Below are 25,596 nucleotides of genomic sequence, written 5' to 3'. Positions count from 1 at the left end.
GCAATGGCGGCCTGTTATTCATAAACCACGGCAGGGCTCCCGCCTAGGCGGGGCTTTGCGGGCGTTTTGTCTTTTACGCAGGGGTATCGGCGGGTTGAAGCCGCCAGCCGCCTTTGCCCGACACCGCCCGCAGGACGATGTAAAGCAGCAGGCCGAGCGGCCCGGCAAGCCAGGTAAAGACAAGGCAGGGGATGACCAGCCAATGGGACATGCCGCGCCGCTGCGCATCGCGCGCCTCCCAAGCACCGATGAAAAGATCGAAAAGGAGATAATGCAGCCAGCCGGCAAGCGCGGCCTCCGGCATCTGGAAGAAGATCATCACGCCCGCCAGCGTGCCGAAGCTGGCCCCTTCCGGCTGCCCGCCCCCGAAGGAGGCAACGGCCAGATAGTAGGTGTAAAGACAGCCGAAGATCAGCGGCAAGAGCGCCGAATGCACGAGAAACTGCGTCCCGCTCCAGCGTGGCAGCACGACCAGCAGCAGCCAGAAAGGCACAAGGCCGTATGTGGCGATCAGAAAAATGGCATCAGGCGTCATGGATGTCTCCCCTCCAAACAGGCAGGGGAGGCAGCGTGCTCCGCCGCCGGCCCCTGCACAGTGGCAGGAAGCCTAGCAGGCGGCTAAGGCAACTCAAGGAAAGAGTGTGTATCGGGTGGATCGGCGGCGCTTATGTCAGCGCGCCGTCACCGGCCAGATAGCGGGCAAGATCGATATAATCGATCACGAGCGACAGGCCGTTGGAGGCAAAAAGAGCCCAAAGATACGCACCCGAGATGCTGCGCAGCTCGATCCCGGCGCGCCGGCGCCAGAGATAGACGAGAAGCGGCGTCCAGAACACGATATGGCTGAGGCCGAGAATGCGCGTATAGCCGAACTCGGCAAAGAGCATGGGCATGAAGAGCAGATTGGCGAGCCAGGCGGTGAGCACCCAATGCGCCTCCTGACGCGTGAAGGCAAAGAGGATGGAGGCGGTGTTGATGAACATCAGCCAGAACAGCCAGCTGCGCAGCCAAATGGGTTCTTGAAGAATGAAATCGTTGAGCGTCATGCCGTCCATGGCCGCTTTCCTCCCTCTAAAGTAAGCCGCCCGGATATGGCGCCGTTGAAGCAGCGCTAATTGATGGCGTCCGGTTTGCGGCGTTCTTCCGTTTCTTTTTCCGGAGGGCTGGTCACAGGACCGGATTGGTGATGAACGAGCATCCACACATGCCCCCGCCGGACGAAAAGATTCGTCGCAACCAAGTAGTCCATGCCGATTTTTTCATAGCAAATCACAATCCCGCTTTCGCCGATTATGCTGGCCCTGGGGGCGACACAATCGATCTGGGGCGGCTCGGGGCCGTTGAAGATATTGTGCCAGCTTTGCAGGATTTCCTCGCGCCCTTCCAGCGGGTGCCAGCCGGGATGGAGGCAGGTGCAGGGCGCGTCTTCGGCCCAGATTTCGGACATGACGGTAATGTCCCGGTCCGCGAAGGCCCGGTAGAACATTTCATTGGCGAAAAGCAGCGCGTCTGTATCCGACATGGAAGCCCCGGCAGGAAAGCCCGAAGCGCCGCCCTGCCGAAACGGGATCAGCCAAAGCGGCGTTTGAGCCAATCGATCATGAGTGTGTTCAGTTCATCCGGCTTTTCGCTCTGTGTCCAGTGACCGCAGGCCGGAATGATGTGCTTTTCCAGATCCGGCACGTATTTTTCCATGCCCTCGGCCATGGCGGGCGGCAGCACCACGTCATCGGCAGCCGAGATCATCAGGCCCGGCGCGCTGACTTTCTGTTCCACGCCTTCGGTCAGGCGCCAGTTGCGGGAGAAATTGCGGTACCAGTTGATGCCGCCTTCCCAGCCCGATTGCTCGAAGGCTTTGGTATAGACCGCATATTCCTCATCGCTCAGAAGCGGCGTGCCGCGCCATTCTTCTTCCGGCGTTTCCAGCGCATCGAGGAAGGAGAGATTCTTTTCCTCGGCGGGCATTTTCTCCCACTCTTCGGCTGTTACGCCGCTTTTGCGGTAGAAGAAGCGCAAGGAGCGGGCGGTGTCCTTGCCCAGCAGTTTTTCCGCCTCGCCGAAGCGCTGGAAGAAGACGATATACATTTTCTCGCCATAGACCGCGCGCATCGCCTCGATGGGATCGGAGGTGAGGCGGGGGATGAAGGGCGTGTTGACGCCGATGACGCCCGCCACGCGCTCCTTCTGCAAAAGCGCCATTTGCCAGACGACAATGCCGCCCCAGTCATGGCCGCAAAAGACCGCTTTATCAATGCCGAGCGCATCGAGCATCCCAGCAAGATCGCCCGTCAGATGTTCGATGTCGTAAAGGGGAACGTTTTCTTCGCCCTTCGGCCCGCCTGTCAGCCCGTAGCCGCGCTGATCGGGCGCGATGACGCGGAAACCTGCCGCCGCAAGTGCCGGGATCTGGTGGCGCCAGGAATAGGCAAGTTCCGGCCAGCCATGGCAGAGCACCACCGGCACGCCGTCTTTCGGACCGGCTTCATAGACGGCCATGTTGATGCCGTTGGTTTCAATGAAAGTGGGATCGGGCATGGCGGGTGCCTGGGTCATGGCTGCGTCCTGTGTTTGCGAGGGATCAGGCTTGATCCGTAATCAGATCGGCGTCTTTGGGAAGGCCGAGCGCATTGAAAAGCTCGGTGCGCCCGGGCCCCGTGCGGGGCGGATAGTATTTCCGGTTCCATCTGCGCCCGCGCGCCCAGATCCACAAAACCTTGGCCAGATTCTTTTTGTTTTCCAGCAGCCAGGCGGTGGGATGGGCAAGCATATGAAATCCTTGCATGAAGGCGCGGTAGAGATGGATATCGGAGCGGATGGCGATATTGATACCGTCCTCGGTGAAGCGTTTGACGAGCCGCGCTTTGAAGCCCGGCTTATAGCCCGGCGTGAGTTCATGGCGCGCGCGTTTGATCGCCCCGAGGTCCTGCTTGACCATATTGTCGTAATAGGGACGGATCTCTTCGCTTACCGCTGCATGATAGGCAAGGGCGCGCGCCGTCGGATCTTTTTCGGTGCGCAGCACATCGCGCAGGATATGGGCCTGAATGGCGGCGAAAGAGCAGCCGCGCCCGTAAAGCGGGTTGGTGCGGATGTGGCAATCGCCAAGCGGGAAATAGTTCAGCGCATGGGGCTTGCCCGCCTCGGTCATGTGCCGCCAGCGGCTGAAGAGATTGCCCATCAGGAAGACTTTCGAGCGCGGCTCGGTGCGCTCTTCTTCGAGCCAGGGGGCAAGGCCGGGAATGGAGCGGCAGATCCTGTCGAAAACATCCGTATCCAGAATGGCTTTCGAGAGCGTGCGCTCGGCCTCCGGCACCGCAAGGGTGATGGAGAAGCAGCCATTGTCGCCCGGAAAGACACCGAACTTAAGGAAGCCGAGATCGGCGGCGCCGGGAGCGGCGGTGCGCTCCGGCTCGCGCATACCTTGCTTGATGCGGTAATGGCGGGTGAAATAGACGATCCCGGCAGGCGCCTCTTCCTCGCGGATATGAACCCCGAGTTCTTTCAGCCAATCGGCGCCTGGATTGAGTCTTCCCATCGCATCGACCACCAGATCGCCCGTTACTTTTTCGCCCGAGCGCAAAGTGACGCCATGGACCACGGCCTGGCCGTCCGCGTTCTTTTCCGCGATCAGACCTTCCACCACTTCATCGGTGCGGAAGGTGACATCGGGCTGGCGGGCGGCATAGCGGCGCATAATGAGCTCGAGCGTCGTGCGGCGGCTTGAGAGAATGGTCAGATGCTCATCGCCCTTTTCCGGCACGTAAGAGGGAACGAGCGGCATGGGCACGGTGTCGGCGAATTTCAGCTCGCGGCAGCCCGCCTCCAGAAGATCGGCCAGCAGGGCGGGGTGGTTTTCGCGGATGAGCTGATAGAGCCGGGCGAGAAAGGCATGGCTGTGGCGCAACTGGCCGACGCCCCGGCGCTGCCATTCTTCGAAGGCCGCATCGGTGGAGAGGTCCGGCGGGGGCGGGTCGCGGTCGATCACCGTGACCTCATGCCCTTCGCCTGCCAGCGCAATGGCAGCCGAGAGCCCGCCAATCCCGGCGCCCAGAACGATAATGCGGCTCATCTTTCCTCCCGGCCTCCCGGCCTTCATCCAGCCGCGCAATTGCGCGACCGAACCCCATGACTGGACCGCAGTCTAGTAAATTCTGACAAGGCGCGTGCCGTAAGTCCAGCATCTTGCGCAGGCTTTTCTCACGGATGGGTTTTAAGGCCTGCCGCTGCTGCGGCAAGCAGCGCCCAGCCGGCGAGGAAGGCGAGCCCGCCCACGGGCGTGACGAGCACCAGGGCGCGGCTGCCGGTGAGGCCGAGATAATAAAGCGAGCCGGAAAAGAGAATCATGCCCGCAACGAATGCCCAGCCCGCCGCCTGGGTCAGCGAGGCGGAGGCGTGCTGGGCCAGCCAGGCAACGGCGAGCAGCGCCAGCGCGTGATACATGTGATAGCGCGCGCCGGTTTCAAAAGCGGCAAGTTCCTTCTCCCCAACCTTGCCGGCCAGCCTATGCGCGGCAAAAGCGCCGAGCGCCACGGAAAGGAAGCCGTTCACCGCGCCGAGAATGAGCCAGAGTTTCATGGGCCGTCTCCTGATCCGCTGCTTTTTTAAATCTATCTGCCTTCTTAGCCTGCCGCTTGAGGGCACGCAAAGACTCATGGGAAGGGCTCTAAAAAATGCGGAGCGTAACTGCGTAAGGTGCGGGCAGGCACGGCGCCCGGGCTTTCATTGCCACCGTTACGCGACGTTATTTTTCAGGCGCTCCGGTCAAGTTGACCCATGGGCGGGCGCGCGCCATGCTGCCTGCAATCAAAAGCAAACCGGGCAATGAAACCGGAGAACAGGGAGGCCTTGATGCTCACGAAAGGGGATGAGTATCCGATCCACCAGACCCCCGAACCAATCGCTTATTCGGGAACGGACCGGAATTTTTACGACCGCTATTTCTTCAACGGCTATAATTGGGACGGCAGCGTTTTCTTCGGCTGCGGTCTCGGTGTCTATCCGCATCTCAATGTGATGGATGCGAATTTCGCCGTCGTCGTGGACGGCGTGCAGCACAATATCCATGCCTCCCGCGTGCTTCACATGGAGCGGCTCGATACGAAAGTCGGCCCCATTGCGGTGGAAGTGATCGAGCCGCTTCAGGCGCTGCGCATCACGGTCGACAGCGCCGAGCATGATTTCAAAGCTGACATTACGTTCCGCGGCCGCGCCCGCGCGCTGGAAGAGCCGCGCTTCACCTACCGGCAGGGCCCGCGCATTTTCATGGACTATACGCGCATGACGCAGAACGGTTCTTACGAGGGCTGGATCGAGGTCAAGGGCCGGCGCATCGAAGTGAAGAAGGATCAGTTCGTCGGCACGCGCGACCGCTCCTGGGGTATCCGCCCGGTCGGGGCGTCCGATCCGCAGCCTGTGGCGCCGCCGCCCCAGCCGCAATTTTATTGGATCTGGTCGCCGCTCAATTTCGAAAACGCTATCACGCTTTACCACATCAATGCCGATGCCAAGGGCGATGCGTGGAACACGGCCGCCGTTCTCTGCCCGACGGGCGGGGGCGAGGAAGAAAAGATGGACCGCTGCTGGTCCGACATTTCCTTCCAGTCCGGTTCGCGCCATGCGAAGGCGGCGGAGCTGCATTTCCAGCGCCATGACGGCAGCCGCATCGATATTAAGCTCACGCCGAAATGGAATTTCTATATGACCGGTCTCGGCTACGGGAATCCGGACTGGAATCATGGCGGCTATAAGGGCGAGCTTGCGGTGGATTACGATTGCTTCAAGACCGCCGATATCGACACCTGCGTGCCGCCCTATCTGCACATTCAGGCCTTTGTGGAAGCGGAAATGAGAGACGGCGATAAGCCGGTGCAGAAAGGCGCCGGCATTCTCGAGCAGCTCATCATCGGTCCTCACGCGCCGTCCGGTTTCAAAGACCTTCTCGACATGGCGCCATAAGGAGAAGGTGATGGAAGAAATCGCAGAAAAATTCGCCGCTTATCTCTCCCACAAAATGCCGCAGGCAAGCGCCATGGCGGTGGAAGGCATTTCGCGCATTCATGGCGGGGCGAGCCGGGAAACCTACCGCCTGACCGCGCGCTGGCAGGAGGGGGGCAAAGAAGTGTCGCGCCCGCTCATCCTGCGCCGCGATCCGGTGGCAAGCCTGATCGAGACCGAGCGCGATCTCGAGTTCAATGCCTACCGCGCTTTTCACCCGACCGGCGTGCCGGTGCCCGAACCGCTTTTTCTGGAAACGGATGAAAAATGGCTCGAGCGGTCCTTCTTCGTGATGGAGCAGATCGAGGGCTGTCAGGCGGCAAGTCCCTTTTCGCCCGACCCTTATGGCGATCTTGCGCCGAAGATCGGCCCGCAATTTTTCACCATCCTCGGCAAGATCGCCGCGCAGGACCCTGATGCCATCGGTCTTGGGGAGAGTATGGAAAAGCCTGCGCCGGAGGAGTGCTGGAAGCGCGAGCTTGATTATTGGGAAGGGGAGATCGACAAGGATACGCTCATTGCTCAGCCCATCGCCAAAGGCGCGATCCGCTGGCTGCGGCGCAATCCGCCGCCGCCGCCCAAAGAATTGCGCGTCGTGCATGGGGATTACCGCACCGGTAATTTCCTCTTCAACGATGCAGGCGAGATCAAATCGATCCTCGATTGGGAAATGTGCCATCTGGGCGATCCTCTGGAGGATCTTGCCTGGGCTTGCGATCCGCTATGGGCCTTCGAGAACGAAGAAAAGCCGGGCGGGCTTTTGCCGCGTGCCGAGGCTTTGAAGCTTTGGGAAGAGGCAAGCGGTCTCACGATCGATTCCAAGGCCTTTGCCTGGTGGGAAATCTTCGCCATGGTCAAGGGCCTCGCGATCTGGATTTCCGCCGGCAAGGAATATCAGGCGGGCAACAACACAGATCCCGTCATGGCGCTGTCGAGCTGGTATTGCACGGATGTACATAACCGGCTCCTGTCGAAACGCATGCAGGAAATTGCCGAGGAGGATGCCGCATGAAACCCGATGTCCCTCTCGTTCTCCAACATTCCTTCGGCAAGCTCCTTCTGGAAGTCGCGCCGAACCTCACCGCCGAATATGCCGTGGGCAACACCTCCGTCATCGGTCTCATGATGTTCATGTCGGCAGCCGAGTTCGAGCGCGGGGCGCAGCTGCGCGCCGAAGAGAACGCCGAAATGCGCGCCATTTTCGAAGAGACGGGCGGACTTGGCCTGCCGGGCGATCTGCAAAAGCGTTTTGGCGCGGCGGCGGGGGCCCGCGAAGCCTCGCTGCTCATTTCCGATCTCGATGCAGAAAACGACCGGCTCAAAACGCTCCTGATCGAGCTGCAAGCGGCACTGGAAGAACTGGACAGCCCGCCCGCGCGCAAACTCGGCGCGCGCATCTGGGGCTTCCTGCGCCAAGCGGCGGATAAGCGCAAATTGCCTTACCCTTCTATCGGATAGACATTTCAAAGCGCCTCTATAGTCTCCCTGTCATGCTCCAATGCTGACAGGGAGATTTCTTTGCCGCTCGCCGCGCGTCTTGGCCTTTTTTATGCCGCCGTTTTTATTTTTCCCGGCGTCCATCTACCGTTCTTTCCGGTATGGCTGGGCGCGCAGGCGCTGACGCCTGCGCAAATCTCCATCGTGCTCTCAGGCGCCATGCTGCTGCGCATTCTGGCCGGGCCCGCGCTCGCCTTTCTGGCGGACAGGGCGGAGAACCGGCGCGGCATGATGCTGGCGCTGGCGGCGGTTTCTTTTTGTGCTGCCGCGCTTTATTTTCTGGCGGACGGGTTTCTGCCCATCTTTCTCATCAGCCTTGTGTTGATGACGCTTTATCCTTCCATCATTCCCATGACCGAAAGCCTTGCGATGCGCGCGGTGCGCGAGGAGGGGATGGATTACGGGCGGGTGCGGCTTTGGGGCTCGGTCAGCTTCATCGTGGCAAGCTATGCGATGGGCTGGTGGCTTTTACCGGGCCGGGAAAGCCACATTCTGGCGGCGATGCTTTTCGGCATTGCGCTGACTTTCTCCGTCGGTTTTCTGCTGCCCGCCGAAGGGCGCAAGGACAGCGCCGCGCCGCCGCTTTCCTGGGCGAATGCGCTCAAAGTGCTGCGCCATCCGGTCTTTCTCGGGTTCGTGCTCGCCGCCGGGCTCACCCAGTCGAGCCATGCCTTTCTTTATGCTTTCGGCTCGCTCAACTGGCAGCGGCTGGGGCTCAGCGAAACGCTGATCGGTTTTCTCTGGGCGCTTGGCGTGGTTGCGGAAATCTCGCTCTTCATGGCATCCGCCTGGCTTGCGCGGGTTTTCGGGCCCGTCGGGCTTGTCGTTCTTGCGGCAGGGGCTGGCGTCTTGCGCTGGCTCATTACGGCACAGGAACCCGGCCTTGCCGTTCTTTGTTTTGCGCAGGCCTTGCACGGGCTCAGTTTCGGGGCGGCGCATCTTGGCGCCATGCATTTCATTGCGCGGGCCGTTACCCCTGAGCTTGCCGCCACGGCACAGAGCCTTTATGCGGCGGTTTCCGGCGGCATCATGATGGCAGGCTTCATGGCGCTATCCGGCCCGCTTTATGAAGCCGCGCAGAGCACCGGATTTTATGTCATGGCCGGTGTGGCCCTAATGGGAGCGGGGGCAGCGCTTGTCACCTGGCGGCGCTGGCAGGGCGGGCTTCTTGTCGACGCGGCTTAAAGCTTCCCGTTCTTTTCATCGAAGAAGGCTTTCACGTCCGGGTCGATTGGCGGCGGTGCCACGTCGATCCCGGCGCCCAGCACTTTGAGAATTTCTTCAAGGCAGGCGAGGCGCGCGGCGCGCTTTTCATTCGCATTGATCCGCACCCAAGGAGCGGCAGGTGTCGAGGTTTCGGCAATCATGCGCTCATAAGCTTCATCATAATCGTCCCAGCGGCTGCGGTTGCGCAAATCCTCGCGCGTCATTTTCCAGCGCTTCTGCGGCGAGCGGAACCGCTTCTCGAACCGTCGGTATTGGGTCTGCGGGGTGATATCGAGAAAGAGTTTGATCATGCGCACTCCCTCATCGGTGAGCATGTTCTCGAACTCATTGATCTCCCGGTAAGCGCGAGAGGCTTCTTCTTTGCTTGCAAAGCCTTCGATGGGTTCCACAAGCACGCGCCCGTACCAGGAGCGGTCGAAGACGGCAATCTCCCCGTCATCGGGTAAGCGCTGCCAGAAGCGTTTCAGCCAGTGCTGGCGCTTTTCTGCCGGGGAGGGCGCGCCGATGGACCAGACTTTCAAATGGCGCGGATCGAGTGCCCAGGCGATGCGGCGGATGACGCCGCCTTTGCCCGCCGCGTCCCAGCCTTCCAGCACCACAATCCCGTTTAAGCTCTGGCGCGCCATGGCGTGCTGCAGAAGATTGAGACGTTTCTGCAGCTCTTTGAGCCGGGACTTATAGGCGGTCTTGTCCATCTTCCCTTCACTCATCTGCAGCTTTGTTCCTCGGACTTTGCGTCTTCAAATTCGGGTGTGCCGGCGGTTTTGGGGTGGCTCTTTGCCGCCCCCCGGCCTATCTGGAAATTGCTTGCCGGATGATTATGATGGCCCCAGCCTAAAGGAGTAAGCAGGAATGGCAATCGAGGTTGTGCCGACCGGCGCCGCGCTGGGCGCTGTCGTTTCGGGAATAGATATTTCCGCCCCGCTGAGCGAGAGCGATATGGAAGCCGTGCAGCAAGCCTGGCTCGACCATCAGGTATTGCTCTTTCGCGGGCAGAAAATCAGCGACGACGATCTCGTGCGGTTTTCCAAACATTTCGGCGAGCTCGATCTGGCGCCTGCCAGCGCAACGGATATGGCAGGCAGTCAGGCGCTCTCGCGCCCCGAAATCTGGATCATCTCCAATGTGAAGGAAAACGGCCGGCCCATCGGCGCGCTGGGCGACAAGGAAGCCGACTGGCACACGGACATGTCCTATGTGGCCAAGCCGCCCAAGGCGAGCGTCCTTTACTCGCTCGAAATTCCGCCCACCGGCGGCGATACGAGCTTTGCCAATATGTACAAAGCCTATGAAGAGCTGCCGGAGGATCTGCGCGCCTTCGTTGAGCAGCACCGCTGTTTTCATGATGCCAGCACGACCAGTGTCGGGGAGACGCGCGCCGGGTTTGAAAGCGTGACGGATATCCGCCAGATGCCGGGCGAGATGCATCCCATGGTGCGCACGCATCCTGAAACCGGCGGCAAGACGCTTTATCTCGGCCGCCGCCGCAATGCCTATGTGGAAGGGCTGAGCACGTCCGAAAGCGATGCGATGCTCGACCGGCTTTGGGCGCATTGCGAACAGAAAAAATTCGCCTGGACCCATCAATGGGCGCTCGGCGATCTCCTGATCTGGGATAATCGCTGCACCATTCACCGGCGCGACAGTTTCGATGCCTCGAGCAGGCGCGTTATGCACCGCACCCAGATCAAGGGCGACAGACCTTTTTGATTTGGCCGTTTTGATCTGACCCTTCTCGTTCTGCATTTTCCCGCTTTGAGAAAACACGCCGCGCTGACGCTACGGCAGGGCAAAGCTTGGCTTGAAATCCGCTCCGTCCCGGTCACATTGGTCTTATCCATATTCAATAAGACGCAATGAGGGAGGGTGATCATGCGCGCCGCCGTGATTTCCGGAAGCTACGGACTGGACAATCTGAAACTCGAAGAGCGGGATGTGCCGAAGCCGGGGCCGGGGCAAATTCTGGTCAAGCTGAAAGCCGCCTCGCTCAATTACCGCGATCTTGCCATTACTTCCGGCTTCGGCGGGGATTATCCCTTGCCGCTTGTCCCGCTTTCCGACGGTTGCGGTGAAGTGGTGGAGCTGGGCGACGGGGTTCGCCGCGTGGCAAAGGGCGATCTTGTCTGCCCCTCCTTCTTTCAGGGCTGGCTTGCCGGGCCGCCGACCCCTGCCGCGCTTGCCACCTCTTTCGGCGGGCCGATCGATGGCTGTGCGGAAGATTATGTTTGCGTCTCCGCCGACGGCGTTTCCAAAGCGCCGAGGAACCTGACGCCGGCAGAGGCCGCTTGCCTTCCTTGCGCCGGGCTCACCGCCTGGCGGGCGCTTTTCGTGGAAGGCAACTTGAAAGCGGGCGACACGGTGCTTGTGCAGGGCACGGGCGGTGTCTCGATCTTCGCGCTGCAATTTGCCAAGGCCGCCGGCGCCCATGTCATCATCACATCCTCCTCTGACGAAAAGCTGGACCGGGCCAAGGCGCTCGGCGCCGATCAGTTCATCAATTACAAAAAGACGCCGGACTGGGCGAGCGAAGCGCGCAAGCTGACCGGCGGGCGCGGCGTCGATCATGTCGTGGAAGTGGGCGGGGCGGAAACCTTCCCGCAATCCATCATGGCGATCCGTACCGGCGGGCATATCGCGGTGATCGGTATTCTTTCGGGTCTCGTGAAGGACATGAATGTCGCGGCGATGTTCGGCCAGAACGCCAAAATCTCCGGCATCACGGTGGGCAGCCGCCAGCACTTTGAAGAGATGGTCCGCGCGGTGGAGCAGAACGACATCAAGCCCGTGATCGATAAGACCTATCCGCTGGAAGAGATCGTGCCTGCGTTGAAGCTGATGCAGGGCGCAAGCCATTTCGGCAAAATCGTGCTCGATATCTGATGGAACGGCGCTTTGGGCCTATCCCCAAAGCGCCCGTTCGGGCGGGAAAAGCACCGAGCCTTCATAGCGAAGGCCCGGCTCCCGGTCCTCGGCCAAAAGCAACGGCCCGTCCAGATCGACAAAGGCAGCGCCCGCGGCAAGCAGGGCGGCCGGTGCCATGGCCAGCGACGTTCCCACCATGCAGCCGATCATGATCTCCATGCCGAGGCCGCGCGCTTTCTCGATCGTGTGCAGCGCTTCTGTGAAGCCGCCCGTCTTGTCGAGCTTGATGTTGACGGCATCGTAAAGGCTGGCAAGGCGTACGAGGTCCGCCGAGGTGTGGCAGCTTTCATCGGCGCAGAGTGGAATGGGGCTTTTCACCGAGGCTAGGCAGGCATCGTCTCCGACGGGCAGGGGCTGCTCGATCAGCGCCACGCGGTAAGGGGCGATCTCGCTTAAAAGACGTTCCAGATTATCCGGCGCCCAGCCTTCATTCGCATCGACGATCAAATCGGACCCCGGCGCGCCCTCGCGCACGGCGGCCAGCCGCTCAAGATCGCCGTCCCCGCCAAGCTTGATTTTGAGGAGCGGGCGGCTTGCTGCGTTCTTTGCCGCCTTATGCATGGCGCTGGGCGTATCGAGGCTGAGCGTGAAGGCGGTGGTGAGCGGTTCGGGTTTCGGCAGGCCGGCCAGTTGCCAGACGGGCATGCCCGCCCATTTCGCTTCCAGATCCCAAAGCGCGCAGTCCAGCGCATTGCGCGCCGCGCCTGCGGGCAGGAGCCGCGCTAAAGCCTCCCGGCTCGGTTTTTCCTGAAACTCATCGGCAATGGAATCGATTTGCGCGGCAACGCTTTCCAGCGTCTCGCCATAGCGGCCATAAGGCACGCATTCGCCGCGCCCTTTATGGGGCCCGTCTTCCAGGGTGACGAAGATCACCTCCGCCTCTGTCTTGGCGCCGCGGGAAATCGCAAAGCGTCCTTTGATGGGCCAGGCTTCAATGGTGACGGTCAGGTTGCGCATGGGCGCATCATGCCGTCCCTTTGCGTGCCCGCCAAGGGGCGATCACGCAAGGTCCGGCAATCACCCCCGGCATTAAATGCGGCCCGCGTACCACACCCCGTTCCAGGCAAGGCCGGGCGGGTTCGCTTCGAAATGGGCGATACGCTGCTCGTAAAGGTCGTAGAGCGTTTCGATGGCCCCGTTGAGCTTGCGCGCCTGGGCGATGACTGCCCGTGCCTCGGCCCAGCGCTGATGGCGGTAGGCTTCGAAGAGCGCCTGATGGGCTTCCTGCAGCGCGCGGAATTTCGGGCTGGCGCGGACGATGGAATCGCCCAGCAGCGCAAAGGCGCGCGAGCCGTTGGGATGGCGCGGCGTGGCGATGAGATCGACCTCGAGCAGCGCATAGCGGTCGCCCAGGATGCGCTGCGCGCCTTCGCCCACGATGATGGCGGGCCCGTAATGGCGGGCATGGCGCTGCAGGTAATTGGCAAAGGTCACCGGCTCGCCGGAGATGCCATAATCGAAATTGTGATCTGCGCCGAGATTGCCGGCAATCGCTTCGCCCGAATCGATACCGATGGAGACGGAGAGCGGTACATAAGACATGTTGAGGCGGCTTGCGTCTTCCAGCAGGAAATCGTTGAGCGCGTCGAGCTGCTCGGTCATGCGCAGCGCCGCGTCGCAAGCCCGCGCCACATGGTCGGTGACGGGGAAGGGCGTGTTCCAGACCGCGTGCACCGTCTCGCCCATATAGCGTTCGATCATGCCGCCCCGTTCATGCACGAGTTTCGTCGCGGGCGTGAAAAAACGGTTGAGGATATCGGCATAAGCTTCAGGGTCCGCAAGATAGCGGTCGGCGATGATGTTGAAACCGCGCAGCCCCCCGACCATGGAGGTAACTTCCACGCCCGTGCCCTTGTGGGGAATGCGGCGCGGCTGGGCGATCAGCTTGTTCAGCTTCGATTTCGGCAGGCGGTGCGTGAACTGGTTTTCGATGAAGCGGGTTTCCGCATCGATCCGGAGCCGGTTAAGCATGGCCGAGACGATATAGACGGCCAGCAGCGTGACAATCGGTTGCACCGGATTGAGAATCCACATCTGGTCGGTGAAGGCGTACCAGGTGCCGTAAGCCGCGCCGCCGGTCAGCAGCAACGTGAAAAGAATGGGCCAGGGATAGCGGCGCGAGCCGAGCACGATCAGCAAAATAAGCAGGCTGCCGCCGCCGATCAGCAGCATTTCCGCGCCCTGTCCCCAATCGGGCCGGGTCAGCATGGTGCCCGTGATGATCTGATCGAGCGCTTCGGTGATGATCGCGCCCGAAGGGAGCGGACCGATGGGCGTCGTGTGGAATTTATCGATGCCGTTTTTCGAGACGCCGATCACGGCGATCCGTCCGCTGAGATCCAACGCATTGGCGCCGTCTTCCAGGAAGCGCCAGGCCGGCACGGAGGCGCCTTCGCGCTCCATGCGGAAATAAAGCGGGAAGGAACCGTCCTGCAGCGTCGGAATGGTTTTTCCGGCAACCGCGATGGAAGAGATACCGCCCAGATTGGTGATGTCGTATTTAGTCGGGGCCGTGCGAAGCCGCATTTCATAAGCGCTTGCCCCTTCCTTCAGGCGCAGCGCTTCCAGCGCCGATGCGGGAATGAGATCGCCGCCCAGATTGGCGAAAAGCGGCAGATGGCGGACCATGTCCGTGCGCGCCTGCGAGGGCAGATGCACGCCGATGCTCGCCGCCGCTCTGTCGAGCGCGCTCAGATTGCCGGTCCATTCGGTGAAGGCAGGAAGATGCGCGTAAGGATCGCCGCCGACGGCCGTCAGCGCCCAGCCGGTATTGCGCGGTTTATGCGCTTCGCCCTTGCCGGGCGTGATGGACAGCACGGTCGGGCCCCGGCGCAGGCTCATGGCAAGCGCCATGTCGTGATCGGGCAAGGCGCGCAAGGCGTCCGTCACGGCGCCAACATCGGCATCGGCGGGGAAGGGCGGCCAGAGTGCCAGTACCTGCCCGGGCGAGGTGGGGTCCGGAGTTTCCAGCGTTTCATCCAGAATGACGACGCTTGCGCCTGCGCCATGCACGGCCTCGATAAGCTGCGCGAGGCGCGGGCGCGGCCAAGGCCAGGCGCCGACACGCTCGGCGGTCTGCGCATCGATATCGATATAAATGGCTTCCGGGTGGCCGGCGGGACGCGGCTCGAATTGTTGAATGAGGTCGAAGGAGACATCGGCCATGCGGGTGCGCAGGCCGAGTGGGTCATAAACGGACACGGCAAGCGAGCCGGCCACGATAAGGACCGGCAGGGACCAGGCTAGGCGTCTGAACAAGGCCGAGGGCTGCATAATCTTGACTCAGGTCTGGGCTTTTGGCCCGGGTTGCACCATATCCATTGTCCCGATCTGGAACACGGGACCATGACTTAAGGGGTGACTTGCAGCATTTGTTCCAAAAAATGGCGGTAAAATGAGGCAGGCGGGGCCCCGGCGAAGGCGGGGCGCAGTTGCCATCGGGCAAGCCTGCTGCCATCAATAGGGGTAACCGGAATTAAAGCACATAAAGGGAGTGTTAAATGGCGCGTCTGGCAGCTCTGATTGTGGGAATTTTCGCCTTGGCGGCCGGTGCCATGGGGGCGGGCGCGCAGGAGCGCCAGTATGTGACCATCGGCACGGGTGGGTTGACCGGCGTTTATTATCCGGCGGGCGGGGCCATTTGCGCGCTGACGCGCAAGACCCGCGAGGCGCATAATATCCGCTGCTCGGTGGAAAGCACGGGGGGCTCGATCTTCAATCTGAATGCCCTGCGCCAGGGCGAGTTGCAGCTTGGCGTGGCTCAGTCGGACTGGCAGTACCACGCCTATAAAGGCACCTCGCAGTTCACCGCTGCGGGACCGATGGAAAACCTGCGTTCGGTTTTCTCTCTGCATCCCGAGCCTTTCACCGTGCTGGCGCGCGCCGATGCCGGTATTTCCTCTTTCGAGGATTTGAAGGGCAAGCGGGTCAATATCGGCAATCCCGGTTCCGGCCAGCGCGCCACGATGGAAGTGCTGATGAAAGCCTATGGCTGGGAGCTTGGCGACTTCCTGCTCGCCTCCGAGCTGGTTTCCACCGAACAGTCCATGGCGCTATGCGACAATAAAGTGGATGCGATCGTCTTTGCGGTCGGCCACCCGAGCGGCTCGATCCAGGAAGCGACGACGACCTGCGAGACGCGGCTCATCAACGTGAACGGGCCGAAAGTCGAAAAGCTGATCGCCGAAAACAGCTTCTATGCGCCCGCCACCATTCCCGGCGGCCTTTATCAGGGCAATCCGGATGATGTGCAGACATTCGGCGTCGCCGCGACGCTGGTTTCGACCGCAGAGGTGGATGCGGATGTCGTTTATCATCTGACCTCCTCGGTCTTCGAAAATTTCGGCGATTTCCGCAAACTGCATCCGGCGTTCCAGGCGCTGACGAAAGAAGGCATGGCGAGACACGCGCTCACCGCGCCCTTGCATGAAGGGGCGGCGCGCTACTTCAAGGAAGCGGGCCTCATCGAATAAGCTTGCGCCCTTCGCACGGGCACCCTTCACACGGGATTTGCGGAGAAAAGAAGAATGAGCGAGCCGCGTAACCCGGAAGGCACGGGCCATACCCGCCCGGATGAGGAACTGCTATGGGAACTGGAAGGCGAACGCGCGGTCGGCGGCATCTCCGGCAAGGCCGTTGCCGGGCTCGCCGTTCTCTGGTCGCTCTTCCAGCTTTGGTATACATCGCCTCTACCCTTTATCGCAGCGCCGGCCATTCCGGTTCTGAATGATACCGATGCGCGCTCCATACACCTTGCCTTCGGTTTGCTGCTTGCCTTCCTTTGTTTTCCGGCGCTGAAAAAGCGCGGGACGGATATTCCGCTGTTTGATTGGGTGCTTGCCGGGCTCGGGGCTTTCGCGGCGGCTTATCTTTTCATTTTCCGCGACGGGCTGGCCTTGCGTCCCGGCCTGCCGAGCGATCTCGACCTTGCCGTTTCCGGCCTCGGTATCGTTTTGCTTTTGGAAGCGGCGCGCCGCGCGCTGGGGCCGCCCATCGTCATCGTCGCGCTGCTCTTTCTGGCTTACATATTTTTCGGCAATTACGCGCCCGACATCATTGCTTGGAAGGGCGCGTCCTTTTCCCGTGCCATGAGCCATTTATGGCTCGGGACGGAGGGGGTTTTCGGTGTCGCCATTGGCGTGTCGACCGGCGTGATTTTCCTCTTCGTGCTTTTCGGCGCGCTGCTTGAGACGGGCGGGGCAGGGGATTATTTCATCCGCCTTGCCTTCTCGCTTGTCGGGCATATGCGCGGGGGGCCTGCAAAAGCGGCGGTACTTGCCTCGGGTATGACGGGCCTCGTCTCGGGCTCTTCCATCGCCAATACCGTGACGACGGGCACGTTCACCATTCCGCTCATGCGCAAAGTCGGCTTTTCGAAAGAGCAGGCCGGGGCGGTGGAAGTCGCCTCGTCCGTCAACGGGCAGATCATGCCGCCGGTCATGGGCGCGGCGGCGTTTTTGATGGTGGAATATGTCGGCATTTCCTATGTCGATGTCATTACCCATGCGTTCCTGCCCGCTGTCATTTCCTATATCGCGCTGGTCTATATCGTTCATTTGGAAGCGGTGAAGGCGGATATGCCGCTTTTGGAACGGCCCGACCCTCTGCCCGCCTTGCCCATGCGTCTGGTGCGGGGCGGCTTGGTGCTGGCCGGAATGATGATCTTTCTGGGCCTTGCCTATTTTTTCGTCGAGCTGATGCAAGCTCTGGGCGGCGGCGCGTTCTGGCTGCTGATGGGTGCCTTGCTGGCGCTTTATATGGGCGCCGTTTATGCGGCGGCGCGCGATGAAGAACGGCCCGGCAGCTCCGCATCTATGGGGGCAGCGGATGAGGAGGCGCTGTTCCTTCCCCGTTTTTCGGACACGGTGCGCCAGGGGCTGCATTTTCTTTTGCCCATCGCGGTTCTCATCTGGTGTCTTGTCGTCGAACGTCTTTCGCCCGGCCTTTCCGCCTTCTGGGCGGTGGTGGGGCTCATGGTCATTCTGGCAAGCCAGCATGTGCTCATTTCGCTTTTCGCCGGGCGGGGTTTTCGTCCCGCTGACGTGAAAGAGGGCGCGCGCACGATCTGGGACGGGCTGGAAGCGGGCGCGCGCAACATGATCGTGATCGCCGTGGCGACGGCGGCGGCGGGCATTATCGTCGGCGCAGTTTCCTTGACGGGGGTGGGGCTTCGGCTGACGGAGCTTGTCGAGTTTCTTTCCGGCGGCAATCTGGTTTTGATGCTGGTTTATGTTGCCGTGCTCAGCCTCGTTCTGGGGCTCGGCCTGCCGACCACGGCCAATTACATCGTCGTTTCCGCGCTTCTTGCGGGCGTGGTGGTGGAGCTTGGCGCGGCGAATGGGCTGGTAGTGCCGCTTATCGCCGTTCATCTCTTTGTTTTCTATTTCGGCATCATGGCGGATGTGACGCCGCCCGTAGGCCTTGCCTCTTTTGCGGCGGCGGCGATTTCAGGCGGCGATCCCATCCGCACGGGGATCACCGCTTTCCGCTATTCGCTGCGCACCGTCATTTTGCCGTTCTTCTTCATCTTCAATACGAAACTTTTGCTCATCGGCATCGACGGACCGCTGGACCTTGCATTGACGGCGCTGGGGGCAACGCTCGGTGTTCTTCTCTTTGCGGCCGTCTCTCAAGGTTATTTCTTTGCGCGGCTGAAGTTTTGGGAAGGGGCGGTATTGCTACTCGTCGCTTTCACGCTGCTGCGCCCGGCTTATTGGATCGATCAGGTCGTACCGCCTTTCGAGCAGGTCCCTTACGAAGAAGCGGCGGTGCTTATCGAGGAAGCGCCGGAAGAGGCCAGCATCGCGCTTGTTTTTGAAGGGGAAACTTTCGAGGGTGATCTCGTGCGCCGCACCATCCGCTTGCCGCTCGGGGCGCCGGGCAACGCGGGCGAGCGCCTTAGCGCTGCGGGCATGGAGCTCAGGCAGGAAGAAGGCAAGACCTTTGTCGATCTCGTGCGCTTTGCCTCGCCTGCCGAAAAGCTGGGTGTCGGCTTCGACTGGCAAGTGCTGGGCGCGGAGGTTGCGCAGGAAAGGATCGATCCTTATTGGCTATATCTGCCGGCCTTCCTCCTGACCCTTCTTGTTGCGCGCGGCCAGTTTCGGCGGAAACGGACATGAAAAACCGGCCCGGATATGAAGGTCCGGACCGGCTTGAATGCTTAAGCGGGGCGCGTTTATTCGGCCGCGCCCGTTTCCTGCTTGAGATACGCGATCAGGTTCGTGCGATCGCTTTCCTTGCGCAAACCGGCGAAGGCCATATTGGTGCCGGGCACATATTTGCGCGGGTTTTCGAGATACTCCGCAAGATTTTCCTCGTTCCAGGAACCGATTTCACCGGCTTTTTCCGTCATTGCATCGGAATAGCGGAAATCTTCTTTCGCAGCCACGCCGCGGGAGAACATGCCATAGAGATTCGGGCCGATCTTATTCGAAGCGCCTTCTTCCAGCGTATGGCAAGCCTGGCATTTCTTGAAAACCTTTGCGCCTTTTTCAAGATCCGCTTCTTCGGCCGATGCCGCTTGGCTGAAGGCAAGCGCTGTGCCGGCAATCATCGCAATCTTCATGAAATTCATCTTATTGGTCCTCTGCACTCCAAAATTTCGCTCCCGTGCGTTCTACCGCGCCTTTTTCCGCATCAGGATGAGCCCTTATACAACGAAGCTAGAACGGGTAGGCTTCAAATCCATGCGGCCCGGTGACGCGGGCCGAAATTGAAGCTAAAACTACGTTTACGCGGGCAATTTAGCGTATTGAGGGGATATGAGCCAGACGCCCAGTTTCAAAACCGAGGAAACCGGCTCCGGCTTTATGTTTTCGGCCTCCGGCGACTGGACCGTGCGCCAGGCTGCGGCGCTTGGCGCGGCGCTGGACGAGCTTTCCGCCGCACGCATCCGCGGCGCTCAGGTCACTTTCGATCTCAAGAATGTGAGCCGGCTTGACACGGCGGGCGCCTGGCTTTTGGACCGCACGGCGGAGCGTTTTTTGGCACAAGGCCTCACCCCGCGCTTTGAAGGATTGCGCGGTGAATTTCAGACATTGTTCGACACCGTGCAGGCCAATCGCGGCACCTGCCCGGACACGCTGCACGACATGCGCCCCTTTGCTGTGCAGCTGACCGCCCGGGTTGGCGATGCGCTGCTGGCAACGGGCGCGGAAGTGCACGGGATCGTCGGCTATTTCGGTATTTTTCTGCAGGCGCTTTGGCGGGCGGTGAAATCGCCCCGGCGCCTGCGTCTCGTGCCGCTTGTCCATCATATGGAAAAGGCGGGCTTCGATGCGCTGCCTATCGTTTGCCTGATCACCTTTTTGATCGGCGCGGTAATCGCCCAGCAAGGGGCGGAGCAGTTGAAACGCTTCGGGGCGGATGTCTACACGGTCAATCTCGTTGCCATCATCTTTTTGCGGGAAGTCGGCATCCTCCTTACCGCCATCATCGTTGCCGGCCGCTCGGGCAGCGCTTTTGCGGCCGAAATCGGCTCGATGAAAATGCGCGAGGAGATCGACGCCATGCGCACGCTCGGGCTCGATCCTGTGGAAATGCTGATCGTGCCGCGTGTGCTGGCGCTTGTGCTGACCTTGCCGCTCCTCACCTTCATTGCCGATATTATGGGGCTCCTCGGCGGGGCGGTGACGGTTTGGATGCTGCTCGATACGACACCGGGCGTTTTTCTCGTGCGTCTGCAGGAAGCGGCGGGTTTCTGGACCTTCGGCGTCGGTCTTCTCAAAGCGCCTTTCATGGCGATCGTCATCGCGCTGATCGGGTGTCATTGCGGGATGAAAGTGACGGGCAGCGCGGAATCGGTCGGCCAGCAAACCACGCAGTCCGTGGTGAAATCCATTTTCATGGTCATTATTCTGGATGCGCTTTTCGCCATGTTCTTCACGGCGGTGGGGATTTAACGCATGAAGGATGAGGCGGTCATCGATGTGAGGGGGCTGCGCACGCAGTTCGGCGATCATGTCGTGCATGAAAATCTCGACCTGAAAGTGCGCAAGGGCGAGGTGCTCGGCATTGTCGGCGGCTCGGGCACCGGCAAGTCGGTCCTTTTGCGCACGATCGTCGGGCTCAACCGGCCCGCCGCCGGCCGCATCGAGGTGCTGGGCGAAGAACCTTCGATGCTGAACGAAGAAGAGCGCCAGGCACTGGAGCAGCGCTGGGGCATTCTCTTTCAGGACGGGGCGCTTTTTTCCGCGCTGACGGTGGCTGAAAACGTTCAGGTGGCCTACCGCGAACATTTGAAGATGCCCGGCGATATGATGGACGAATTGGCGGCGCTGAAAGTGCGCCTTGTCGGCCTGCCCATCGAGGCGGCATCGAAATACCCTTCCGAGCTTTCAGGGGGCATGCGCAAACGCGCCGGGCTTGCCCGGGCGCTGGCGCTCGATCCTGAAATCCTGTTTCTCGACGAGCCGACGGCGGGGCTCGACCCTATCGGGGCGGCGGCCTTCGACCGGCTTTTGAAAGAGCTCCAGCAGGCGCTGGGACTGACCGTCTTCCTCGTTACTCATGATCTCGATACGCTTTACGCCACTTGCGACCGGATCGCGGTTCTGGCGGATAAACGTGTTATCCTCGCCGGCACCATGGAGGATATGATGGCCAGCGATCATCCCTGGATTACGGAATATTTCAAAGGGCCGCGCGGGCGCGCCGCGGGCCGGGCGCAGGGAAAGCCCGGATGACACAGGAAAGCCAACGCCAAGAGAGGGGCTCTGTCTGATGGAGATCAAATCGAACAACGTGCTTATCGGCGCTTTCGCGCTTGCCGGTATCGCCGCGATTTTTCTCTTTGCGCTCTGGATCGGCCGCTTCCAGCTCGACCGGACTTACGAATATTACGAAATCGTTTTCGAAGGCTCCGTCTCCGGCCTGACGAAATCCGGCACCGTTCAATATAACGGCATCCAGGTGGGGCAGGTTGTCGATCTGCGTTTGGCGCGCAACGACCCGAGCAAGGTGGTGGCGCTGGTCGAGCTCGACGCCCGCACGCCCGTGAAGGAAGACACGGAAGCACGGCTTGAGCTTTTCGGGCTGACAGGCGTGGCCTTGATCGAGCTTTCGGGCGGCTCGGCCGGCTCGCCGCCTCTCGAGGCGCAGGGCGGCCGAGACTATCCCGTCATCAAGGCGGAAAAGTCCACCATCCAGCAATTGTTCACCAGCGCGCCCGAAGCCGTCGATAACGCCAATCAACTTATCCACGATCTGCGTGTGCTTGTGCAGCGGAACGATCAGAACGTCACCGGCATTATGACCAATCTCAACACGGTCTCGGAAAAACTCGCCGCCAGCTCCGACGCGCTGGAGGAAACGCTGGAAAACGTGAATAAGATTTCCGGCAATGTGGAAAGCATTACGGCGGTCGCGGATGATATCCTGCAAAAGGATGTGAGGCGTTTCGTGGCCGACGCGCGCGCTACGGCCAATTCCTACCGCAAACTCGGCCAGCAGTTCGAAAGCATCGTGGAGGGTAACCGCGCTTCCATCGACCGCTTCGCGCGCGAAGGGCTCGGGGAAATGCCGCTTCTGATCGCGGAGATGCGTGAGCTTGTGCGCAATCTCGACAGGGTCGTCGCGCGGGCGGAAGACAATCCCGGGGCCTTTCTCCTGGGCAATGACGTGCCGGAATATCAAGGGGCAGAATGATGAGACTTGTTTCGAGCGGCGCGCGCCGTCTTTTGAAGGCAGGGCGCCTTGGCGTCTTGGCGTCATTGGCGGCGCTGGCGCTTGGGGGCTGCGCGGTTCTTTCGGCCGCCGATAGCGAGCCGCCCAGTATCTTCGTGCTGACGGCGGCAAAGCCTGCCATGCCGCAGGAAGAGCCGACACGGGCGCAGATCGTCGTGGCCGAACCTTTTTCACCGGCCGCCTATGATACGAACCGGATCGTCTATTTGCCGACCCCTAACGAGGTGAGCTATTTCGCCGATGCCCGCTGGACCGACCGCGCGCCGCGCATGGTTCAGGCGCTTACCGTCGCCTCGCTCGACAATACGGGCAAGTTTCTCGCCGTGGGGCGCAAGGGCGCCGGGCTGAAACCGGATTATGAGCTGCGCCTCGAACTGCGCGCCTTCGGTGTCGAAAATGAAAGCGGGGCGGGTAAGAATGTTCATATCGTTCTAAATGCGCGGCTCATCGACTATCCAAATGACCGGATCGTTGCCTCGCGTTCCTTCGAGGCGGTGCGCCCGACGAATGAAACGCGGGTCGCGAAGCTGGTGCTCGAATTCGACACGGGGCTGAGCGGTATCATGGCAGAGATGGCGCAATGGACTCATGATGCCGTGGAAGGACACGAAGAGATGAAAGCGCGCGAGGGCTGAGGCCGCCGCGCCTTCCTTCAGCTCAGGTGGCCGCTTGCCTGGGCGAGCATCAGATAGACCTTGCCGGTATCGGACGTGAGATAGGTATCGAGCAGGATGTTTTCCCGGTCGTTTTCGGTGGCGGCGGTCAGCAATTCCTCGAAGAGCGTGATAAACTTGTCCACGTGCTGGCGGAATTCGCGGTCGTTCTCATAGCGCTCGGCAATCTTGTCGTGCAGATTGCGCCCCTGCAGGTTGTAGAGCCTGCGGGTGAAGATATTCCGCTCCCCGCCGTGATAGCGCCGCCAAAGTTCGGGCGGCGGGCTTTGTTCCAGCGCCCGGTCGAGATCGATGGCAAGCGATTGCAATGTCTCGATGATGTGCAAAGAGGCGCGGCTCAGATCGCCGCTCTTTTGCGGGCCCCGTGCGCTCTCGCTTTCTTTCGTTTCCGATTTGCGCGCCGCGCTTAAAAGATCCGAGAGGCTCCAGCGGCTGTCGGCCTGCACGCCTGCGGGCGCGGCGGGCAGGGGCTCGCTGCGGTAGGGCGGCATGGGTGCGGCATGGGTGCGGGGCGCGGCAGCGGCGGTGCGGTCGAAAACGCGGGCATTGCGCACCACGATATCGGCGATGGAGGCAAGCACCTCGATCTGTTCTTCGATCACCTCGCGCAGCGCTTTTGCGCCTTCGGTCGCCTCGGCAGGCAGCTCGTCGATCCGCTTTTGCAAATCGTCCGTCGCCTCGTGGAGCGAGCGGCCTGCATCTTTTGCCGCGCCGCCCAGGCGGAACATGGCGGAGTTCAATTGCTCCGACAGTTTTTCCATATCGACGGCGGCATCGTGCAGCGTCTCGCGGGCGTCTTTCGACCGTTCCTCGATGTGATCGTGGATGCCCGTCATCGTGGCTTCCGCCGCCTCTTTCAGGCCGGCCGTTTCCGCGCCAAAGCGGCTGGCAAGAGCTGTAAGCTGGCTTTCCAACGTATCTTTCAGCGCGGCGGTATTGCTTTCTACCTTTTGCGCCAGGGCGTCGACTTCCTCGCGCAGGCTTTTATAGGCGCTGCTGATCGTGTCCGTGGTGCCTTGCAGGCTGCTTTCCAGATCCTGCGAAGAGGCGCGGATCGAGCCTGCCGCCTGTTCGATTTTATGGGAGGCTTTGCCTGCCGCTTCCTCGATGGACTTGGCGGCGTTTTCCACCGCGCCGCTCATGCCGCCCGCTTCCTGCCGGAACGTCTCGCCCATGACCTTGGCGCGCTTTGCCGCCGCTTCCAGCGCATGGTCGAGTTCGGAGGCGAATTTGGAGACGCTCTCGTTGATTTCCTTCGTGCGCGCGCCAAGCGCTTCGGTCGTGGTTTCGATCGTCTCGCGCTGGCGGGTAAAGGCGGCGTCCAAGGCCTCGCGTTCTTTTTCGATGCTTTCCACCGTCCCGCGCATCGTCTCGCGCTGTTTCTCGTAGCGCTGGGCGAGCGTGTCGGCTTTGCCAAGCGCGCTTTCGGCCACGACTTCCAGGCGCGAGGATTGCTTGTCGAGCATGGTGGCGGTGCTGCCTGCGCCCGTTGCCGCCGCCTCGCTCACGCGGGCAAGGGTTTCGGTTTGCAGGCGCAGCTTTTCGGCGGCCTCTTTCAACACGCTTTCGGCATTGCCGGTAAGCGCACGCACATCGTCATTTTGCTCGCGCAGCGCTTTGCGTACCGTATCGGCCTCGCTCCCGAGCGCCTTTGAAATGGCATCCAGGCTGGCGCGGCCCTCTTCAATGGCGCGCACGAGATCGGCGGTGCGCATTTCCGTGCGCGTCGCGCTGCGGTCCACCGTGTCGATATTTTCGGCAAGTTCCTGGCTGAGATGGGAGGCATTGGCGAGCAGCGCGTCCATGCCGTTTTGTAAGGTGAGAAGTTCATGGCGCACGGACGCGGCGAGCGATTTGGCGCGTTCGCGGGCAGTCTCGTCCGGCTCGGTAATGCGCAGAGCGGTGCGGGCCAGCGCTTCGGCCATGAGCCGCATTTCCTGCCCGCGCCAAATAAGCCAGGCAAAAAGCCAGATGATGATGACGGGGGCGAGCACGGCGGCCAGCAGCGGCGCGGCTTCCCCCAGCGTTGACGGCAACGCGGCGGGCCCGGTGAAACGGCCGGTCATATAGGCGAGGGCGGTACCGGCGGCGAAAAGGCTGAGAAGGGCGGCCACATAGGGAATGGAGCGGCTGGGGCGCTTGTTGATCAGGCGGTAAAGCTGGCCGGCCTCGGGCGAGTCTTCGTTGGCGGCGGGCGCGGCTGGGGCAGGCGCCGGGGCGGTCCCGGCAGGCTTGGAGGCGGATGTCGGCTTGATCATGCGGGCTTTCCCAGAATTCCGGACGCGTTGGCCCTCAGACTCGCCCATGGCGCGGGGGGCGTCAATGCTGCAGTGGCGCCTCGTTCTTGGCTGGGGGCGGATATGGCCATAATAGCGGTCATCACTTCCCCCCGGCCTCAGCGGTGCGATTTCAGCGGATGCAGGTCTCAGCGTCGCCTATCAGGGCCAGCTTTCGGACGAGGCGCAGGATCACGGCCTAACCGCCCGGCTGACGCTGAAATTTTGAGGGGCTTGCCTCGTTGCCCTTAAGGGCCCGCACAAATCTCCCAACACACCTCGAGGGGTTGGCCGGGAGGTTGATATGGCGGATGAGTGGCAGC

At 61.4% G+C, this 25,596-nt stretch carries 23 protein-coding genes; 12 read left to right on the top strand and 11 right to left on the bottom strand.

The features are described 5' to 3' along the window. Positions 1 to 73: 73 nt before the first annotated feature. From M2A_RS06550 to M2A_RS06525, 6 genes are all read right to left on the bottom strand, one after another. Positions 74 to 535 carry an ABA4-like family protein gene (locus M2A_RS06550; RefSeq protein WP_045444699.1) on the bottom strand — a complete coding sequence of 154 codons (462 nt, stop codon included), beginning with the start codon at positions 533 to 535 and terminating at the stop codon, positions 74 to 76. Positions 536 to 665: 130 nt separating this feature from the next. Continuing rightward, entirely contained in the window at positions 666 to 1,055 is a 390-nt protein-coding gene (locus M2A_RS06545; RefSeq protein WP_045444697.1) for a hypothetical protein, read from the bottom strand. Positions 1,056 to 1,111: 56 nt separating this feature from the next. Continuing rightward, a complete protein-coding gene (locus M2A_RS06540; protein WP_045444695.1) occupies positions 1,112 to 1,522 on the bottom strand; it encodes a nuclear transport factor 2 family protein in 411 nt (136 codons plus the stop codon). A 47-nt stretch (positions 1,523 to 1,569) separates the two neighbouring features. Then, complete coding sequence (locus tag M2A_RS06535) at positions 1,570 to 2,553, bottom strand: alpha/beta fold hydrolase (protein WP_045444693.1); 984 nt, start codon at positions 2,551 to 2,553, stop codon at positions 1,570 to 1,572. A 25-nt stretch (positions 2,554 to 2,578) separates the two neighbouring features. Next, the gene (locus M2A_RS06530; protein WP_045444691.1) at positions 2,579 to 4,069 is read right to left on the bottom strand and encodes an FAD-dependent oxidoreductase; all 1,491 of its coding nucleotides are present in this window, start codon (positions 4,067 to 4,069) and stop codon (positions 2,579 to 2,581) included. A gap of 128 nt (positions 4,070 to 4,197) precedes the next feature. Then, positions 4,198 to 4,575, bottom strand: a complete 378-nt coding sequence (locus tag M2A_RS06525; protein WP_045444689.1) for a DUF423 domain-containing protein — start codon at positions 4,573 to 4,575, stop codon at positions 4,198 to 4,200. 273 nt (positions 4,576 to 4,848) lie between these two features. Here M2A_RS06525 and M2A_RS06520 point away from each other — a divergent pair, with 273 nt between their 5' ends. From M2A_RS06520 to M2A_RS06505, 4 genes are read left to right on the top strand one after another with little or no spacing between them, the layout of a single operon-like run. Beyond that, positions 4,849 to 5,955, top strand: a complete 1,107-nt coding sequence (locus M2A_RS06520; protein WP_197052859.1) for an Rv3169 family protein — start codon at positions 4,849 to 4,851, stop codon at positions 5,953 to 5,955. A 10-nt stretch (positions 5,956 to 5,965) separates the two neighbouring features. Continuing rightward, positions 5,966 to 7,006 (top strand): phosphotransferase family protein, encoded by a 1,041-nt coding sequence (locus M2A_RS06515; protein WP_052379255.1) that lies wholly within the window; start codon positions 5,966 to 5,968, stop codon positions 7,004 to 7,006. Continuing rightward, on the top strand, positions 7,003 to 7,452 hold the full coding sequence (locus M2A_RS06510) for a hypothetical protein (protein ID WP_045444687.1): 450 nt from the start codon (positions 7,003 to 7,005) through the stop codon (positions 7,450 to 7,452). The genes M2A_RS06515 and M2A_RS06510 overlap by 4 nt, the downstream gene beginning before the upstream one ends. Positions 7,453 to 7,512: 60 nt before the next feature. Continuing rightward, complete coding sequence (locus M2A_RS06505; RefSeq protein ID WP_052379254.1) at positions 7,513 to 8,676, top strand: MFS transporter; 1,164 nt, start codon at positions 7,513 to 7,515, stop codon at positions 8,674 to 8,676. On the opposite strand, the gene M2A_RS06500 is transcribed toward M2A_RS06505, so the two are convergent. Next, a complete protein-coding gene (locus M2A_RS06500; protein ID WP_045444685.1) occupies positions 8,673 to 9,428 on the bottom strand; it encodes a polyphosphate kinase 2 family protein in 756 nt (251 codons plus the stop codon). The genes M2A_RS06505 and M2A_RS06500 overlap by 4 nt on opposite strands. A gap of 142 nt (positions 9,429 to 9,570) precedes the next feature. Between M2A_RS06500 and M2A_RS06495 the strand changes: the two genes are divergently transcribed. After that, positions 9,571 to 10,428, top strand: coding sequence for a TauD/TfdA dioxygenase family protein (locus tag M2A_RS06495; protein ID WP_045444684.1), 858 nt, complete (start codon positions 9,571 to 9,573; stop codon positions 10,426 to 10,428). A 162-nt stretch (positions 10,429 to 10,590) separates the two neighbouring features. Further along, positions 10,591 to 11,598: a zinc-dependent alcohol dehydrogenase family protein gene (locus M2A_RS06490; protein WP_045444682.1), complete on the top strand. Its 1,008-nt coding sequence runs from the start codon at positions 10,591 to 10,593 to the stop codon at positions 11,596 to 11,598. 18 nt (positions 11,599 to 11,616) lie between these two features. Here the strand turns inward: M2A_RS06490 and dgcA are convergent, their stop codons facing one another. After that, the gene (gene dgcA, locus M2A_RS06485) at positions 11,617 to 12,597 is read right to left on the bottom strand and encodes an N-acetyl-D-Glu racemase DgcA (RefSeq protein ID WP_045444681.1); all 981 of its coding nucleotides are present in this window, start codon (positions 12,595 to 12,597) and stop codon (positions 11,617 to 11,619) included. A 72-nt stretch (positions 12,598 to 12,669) separates the two neighbouring features. Beyond that, positions 12,670 to 14,898, bottom strand: a complete 2,229-nt coding sequence (locus M2A_RS06480) for a CHASE2 domain-containing protein (RefSeq protein WP_197052858.1) — start codon at positions 14,896 to 14,898, stop codon at positions 12,670 to 12,672. Positions 14,899 to 15,140: 242 nt separating this feature from the next. Here M2A_RS06480 and M2A_RS06475 point away from each other — a divergent pair, with 242 nt between their 5' ends. Next, entirely contained in the window at positions 15,141 to 16,112 is a 972-nt protein-coding gene (locus M2A_RS06475; protein WP_045444677.1) for a TAXI family TRAP transporter solute-binding subunit, read from the top strand. Positions 16,113 to 16,166: 54 nt separating this feature from the next. Next, a complete protein-coding gene (locus tag M2A_RS06470; protein WP_045444675.1) occupies positions 16,167 to 18,758 on the top strand; it encodes a TRAP transporter permease in 2,592 nt (863 codons plus the stop codon). A gap of 56 nt (positions 18,759 to 18,814) precedes the next feature. On the opposite strand, the gene M2A_RS06465 is transcribed toward M2A_RS06470, so the two are convergent. After that, positions 18,815 to 19,213 (bottom strand): c-type cytochrome, encoded by a 399-nt coding sequence (locus M2A_RS06465; RefSeq protein WP_244444396.1) that lies wholly within the window; start codon positions 19,211 to 19,213, stop codon positions 18,815 to 18,817. A 187-nt stretch (positions 19,214 to 19,400) separates the two neighbouring features. Between M2A_RS06465 and M2A_RS06460 the strand changes: the two genes are divergently transcribed. Genes M2A_RS06460 through M2A_RS17205 form a run of 4 tightly spaced genes read left to right on the top strand, consistent with a single transcriptional unit; the run spans position 19,401 to position 22,958 of the window. Beyond that, positions 19,401 to 20,540 (top strand): ABC transporter permease, encoded by a 1,140-nt coding sequence (locus M2A_RS06460; protein WP_045444672.1) that lies wholly within the window; start codon positions 19,401 to 19,403, stop codon positions 20,538 to 20,540. Positions 20,541 to 20,543: 3 nt separating this feature from the next. Continuing rightward, complete coding sequence (locus M2A_RS06455; protein WP_045444669.1) at positions 20,544 to 21,323, top strand: ABC transporter ATP-binding protein; 780 nt, start codon at positions 20,544 to 20,546, stop codon at positions 21,321 to 21,323. A gap of 37 nt (positions 21,324 to 21,360) precedes the next feature. Further along, positions 21,361 to 22,284, top strand: coding sequence for an MlaD family protein (locus M2A_RS06450; protein WP_045444666.1), 924 nt, complete (start codon positions 21,361 to 21,363; stop codon positions 22,282 to 22,284). After that, positions 22,281 to 22,958, top strand: a complete 678-nt coding sequence (locus tag M2A_RS17205; RefSeq protein ID WP_052379253.1) for an ABC-type transport auxiliary lipoprotein family protein — start codon at positions 22,281 to 22,283, stop codon at positions 22,956 to 22,958. Before M2A_RS06450 ends, M2A_RS17205 begins: the two co-directional genes overlap by 4 nt. A gap of 17 nt (positions 22,959 to 22,975) precedes the next feature. Here M2A_RS17205 and M2A_RS06440 read toward each other — a convergent pair whose 3' ends face one another. Then, entirely contained in the window at positions 22,976 to 25,255 is a 2,280-nt protein-coding gene (locus M2A_RS06440; protein WP_045444663.1) for a coiled-coil domain-containing protein, read from the bottom strand. Positions 25,256 to 25,596: the final 341 nt, after the last annotated feature.

Source organism: Tepidicaulis marinus (assembly GCF_000739695.1).
GTDB lineage: Bacteria > Pseudomonadota > Alphaproteobacteria > Parvibaculales > Parvibaculaceae > Tepidicaulis > Tepidicaulis marinus.
Note: the sequence above shows the minus strand (reverse complement) of the source record. Positions and strands in the feature narration are given on the sequence as shown.

Coding starts and splice junctions, on each gene's coding strand:
- M2A_RS06535 (WP_045444693.1), bottom strand. CDS start 2,553: ATGACCCAGGCACCCGCCATGCCCGATCCCACTTTCATTGAAACCAAC.
- M2A_RS06540 (WP_045444695.1), bottom strand. CDS start 1,522: ATGTCGGATACAGACGCGCTGCTTTTCGCCAATGAAATGTTCTACCGG.
- M2A_RS06500 (WP_045444685.1), bottom strand. CDS start 9,428: ATGAGTGAAGGGAAGATGGACAAGACCGCCTATAAGTCCCGGCTCAAA.
- M2A_RS06460 (WP_045444672.1), top strand. CDS start 19,401: ATGAGCCAGACGCCCAGTTTCAAAACCGAGGAAACCGGCTCCGGCTTT.
- M2A_RS06450 (WP_045444666.1), top strand. CDS start 21,361: ATGGAGATCAAATCGAACAACGTGCTTATCGGCGCTTTCGCGCTTGCC.
- M2A_RS06530 (WP_045444691.1), bottom strand. CDS start 4,069: ATGAGCCGCATTATCGTTCTGGGCGCCGGGATTGGCGGGCTCTCGGCT.
- M2A_RS06490 (WP_045444682.1), top strand. CDS start 10,591: ATGCGCGCCGCCGTGATTTCCGGAAGCTACGGACTGGACAATCTGAAA.
- M2A_RS06525 (WP_045444689.1), bottom strand. CDS start 4,575: ATGAAACTCTGGCTCATTCTCGGCGCGGTGAACGGCTTCCTTTCCGTG.
- M2A_RS06550 (WP_045444699.1), bottom strand. CDS start 535: ATGACGCCTGATGCCATTTTTCTGATCGCCACATACGGCCTTGTGCCT.
- M2A_RS06470 (WP_045444675.1), top strand. CDS start 16,167: ATGAGCGAGCCGCGTAACCCGGAAGGCACGGGCCATACCCGCCCGGAT.
- M2A_RS06475 (WP_045444677.1), top strand. CDS start 15,141: ATGGCGCGTCTGGCAGCTCTGATTGTGGGAATTTTCGCCTTGGCGGCC.
- M2A_RS06545 (WP_045444697.1), bottom strand. CDS start 1,055: ATGGACGGCATGACGCTCAACGATTTCATTCTTCAAGAACCCATTTGG.
- M2A_RS06520 (WP_197052859.1), top strand. CDS start 4,849: ATGCTCACGAAAGGGGATGAGTATCCGATCCACCAGACCCCCGAACCA.
- M2A_RS06465 (WP_244444396.1), bottom strand. CDS start 19,213: ATGAATTTCATGAAGATTGCGATGATTGCCGGCACAGCGCTTGCCTTC.
- M2A_RS17205 (WP_052379253.1), top strand. CDS start 22,281: ATGATGAGACTTGTTTCGAGCGGCGCGCGCCGTCTTTTGAAGGCAGGG.
- M2A_RS06515 (WP_052379255.1), top strand. CDS start 5,966: ATGGAAGAAATCGCAGAAAAATTCGCCGCTTATCTCTCCCACAAAATG.
- M2A_RS06510 (WP_045444687.1), top strand. CDS start 7,003: ATGAAACCCGATGTCCCTCTCGTTCTCCAACATTCCTTCGGCAAGCTC.
- M2A_RS06455 (WP_045444669.1), top strand. CDS start 20,544: ATGAAGGATGAGGCGGTCATCGATGTGAGGGGGCTGCGCACGCAGTTC.
- dgcA (WP_045444681.1), bottom strand. CDS start 12,597: ATGCGCAACCTGACCGTCACCATTGAAGCCTGGCCCATCAAAGGACGC.
- M2A_RS06495 (WP_045444684.1), top strand. CDS start 9,571: ATGGCAATCGAGGTTGTGCCGACCGGCGCCGCGCTGGGCGCTGTCGTT.
- M2A_RS06440 (WP_045444663.1), bottom strand. CDS start 25,255: ATGATCAAGCCGACATCCGCCTCCAAGCCTGCCGGGACCGCCCCGGCG.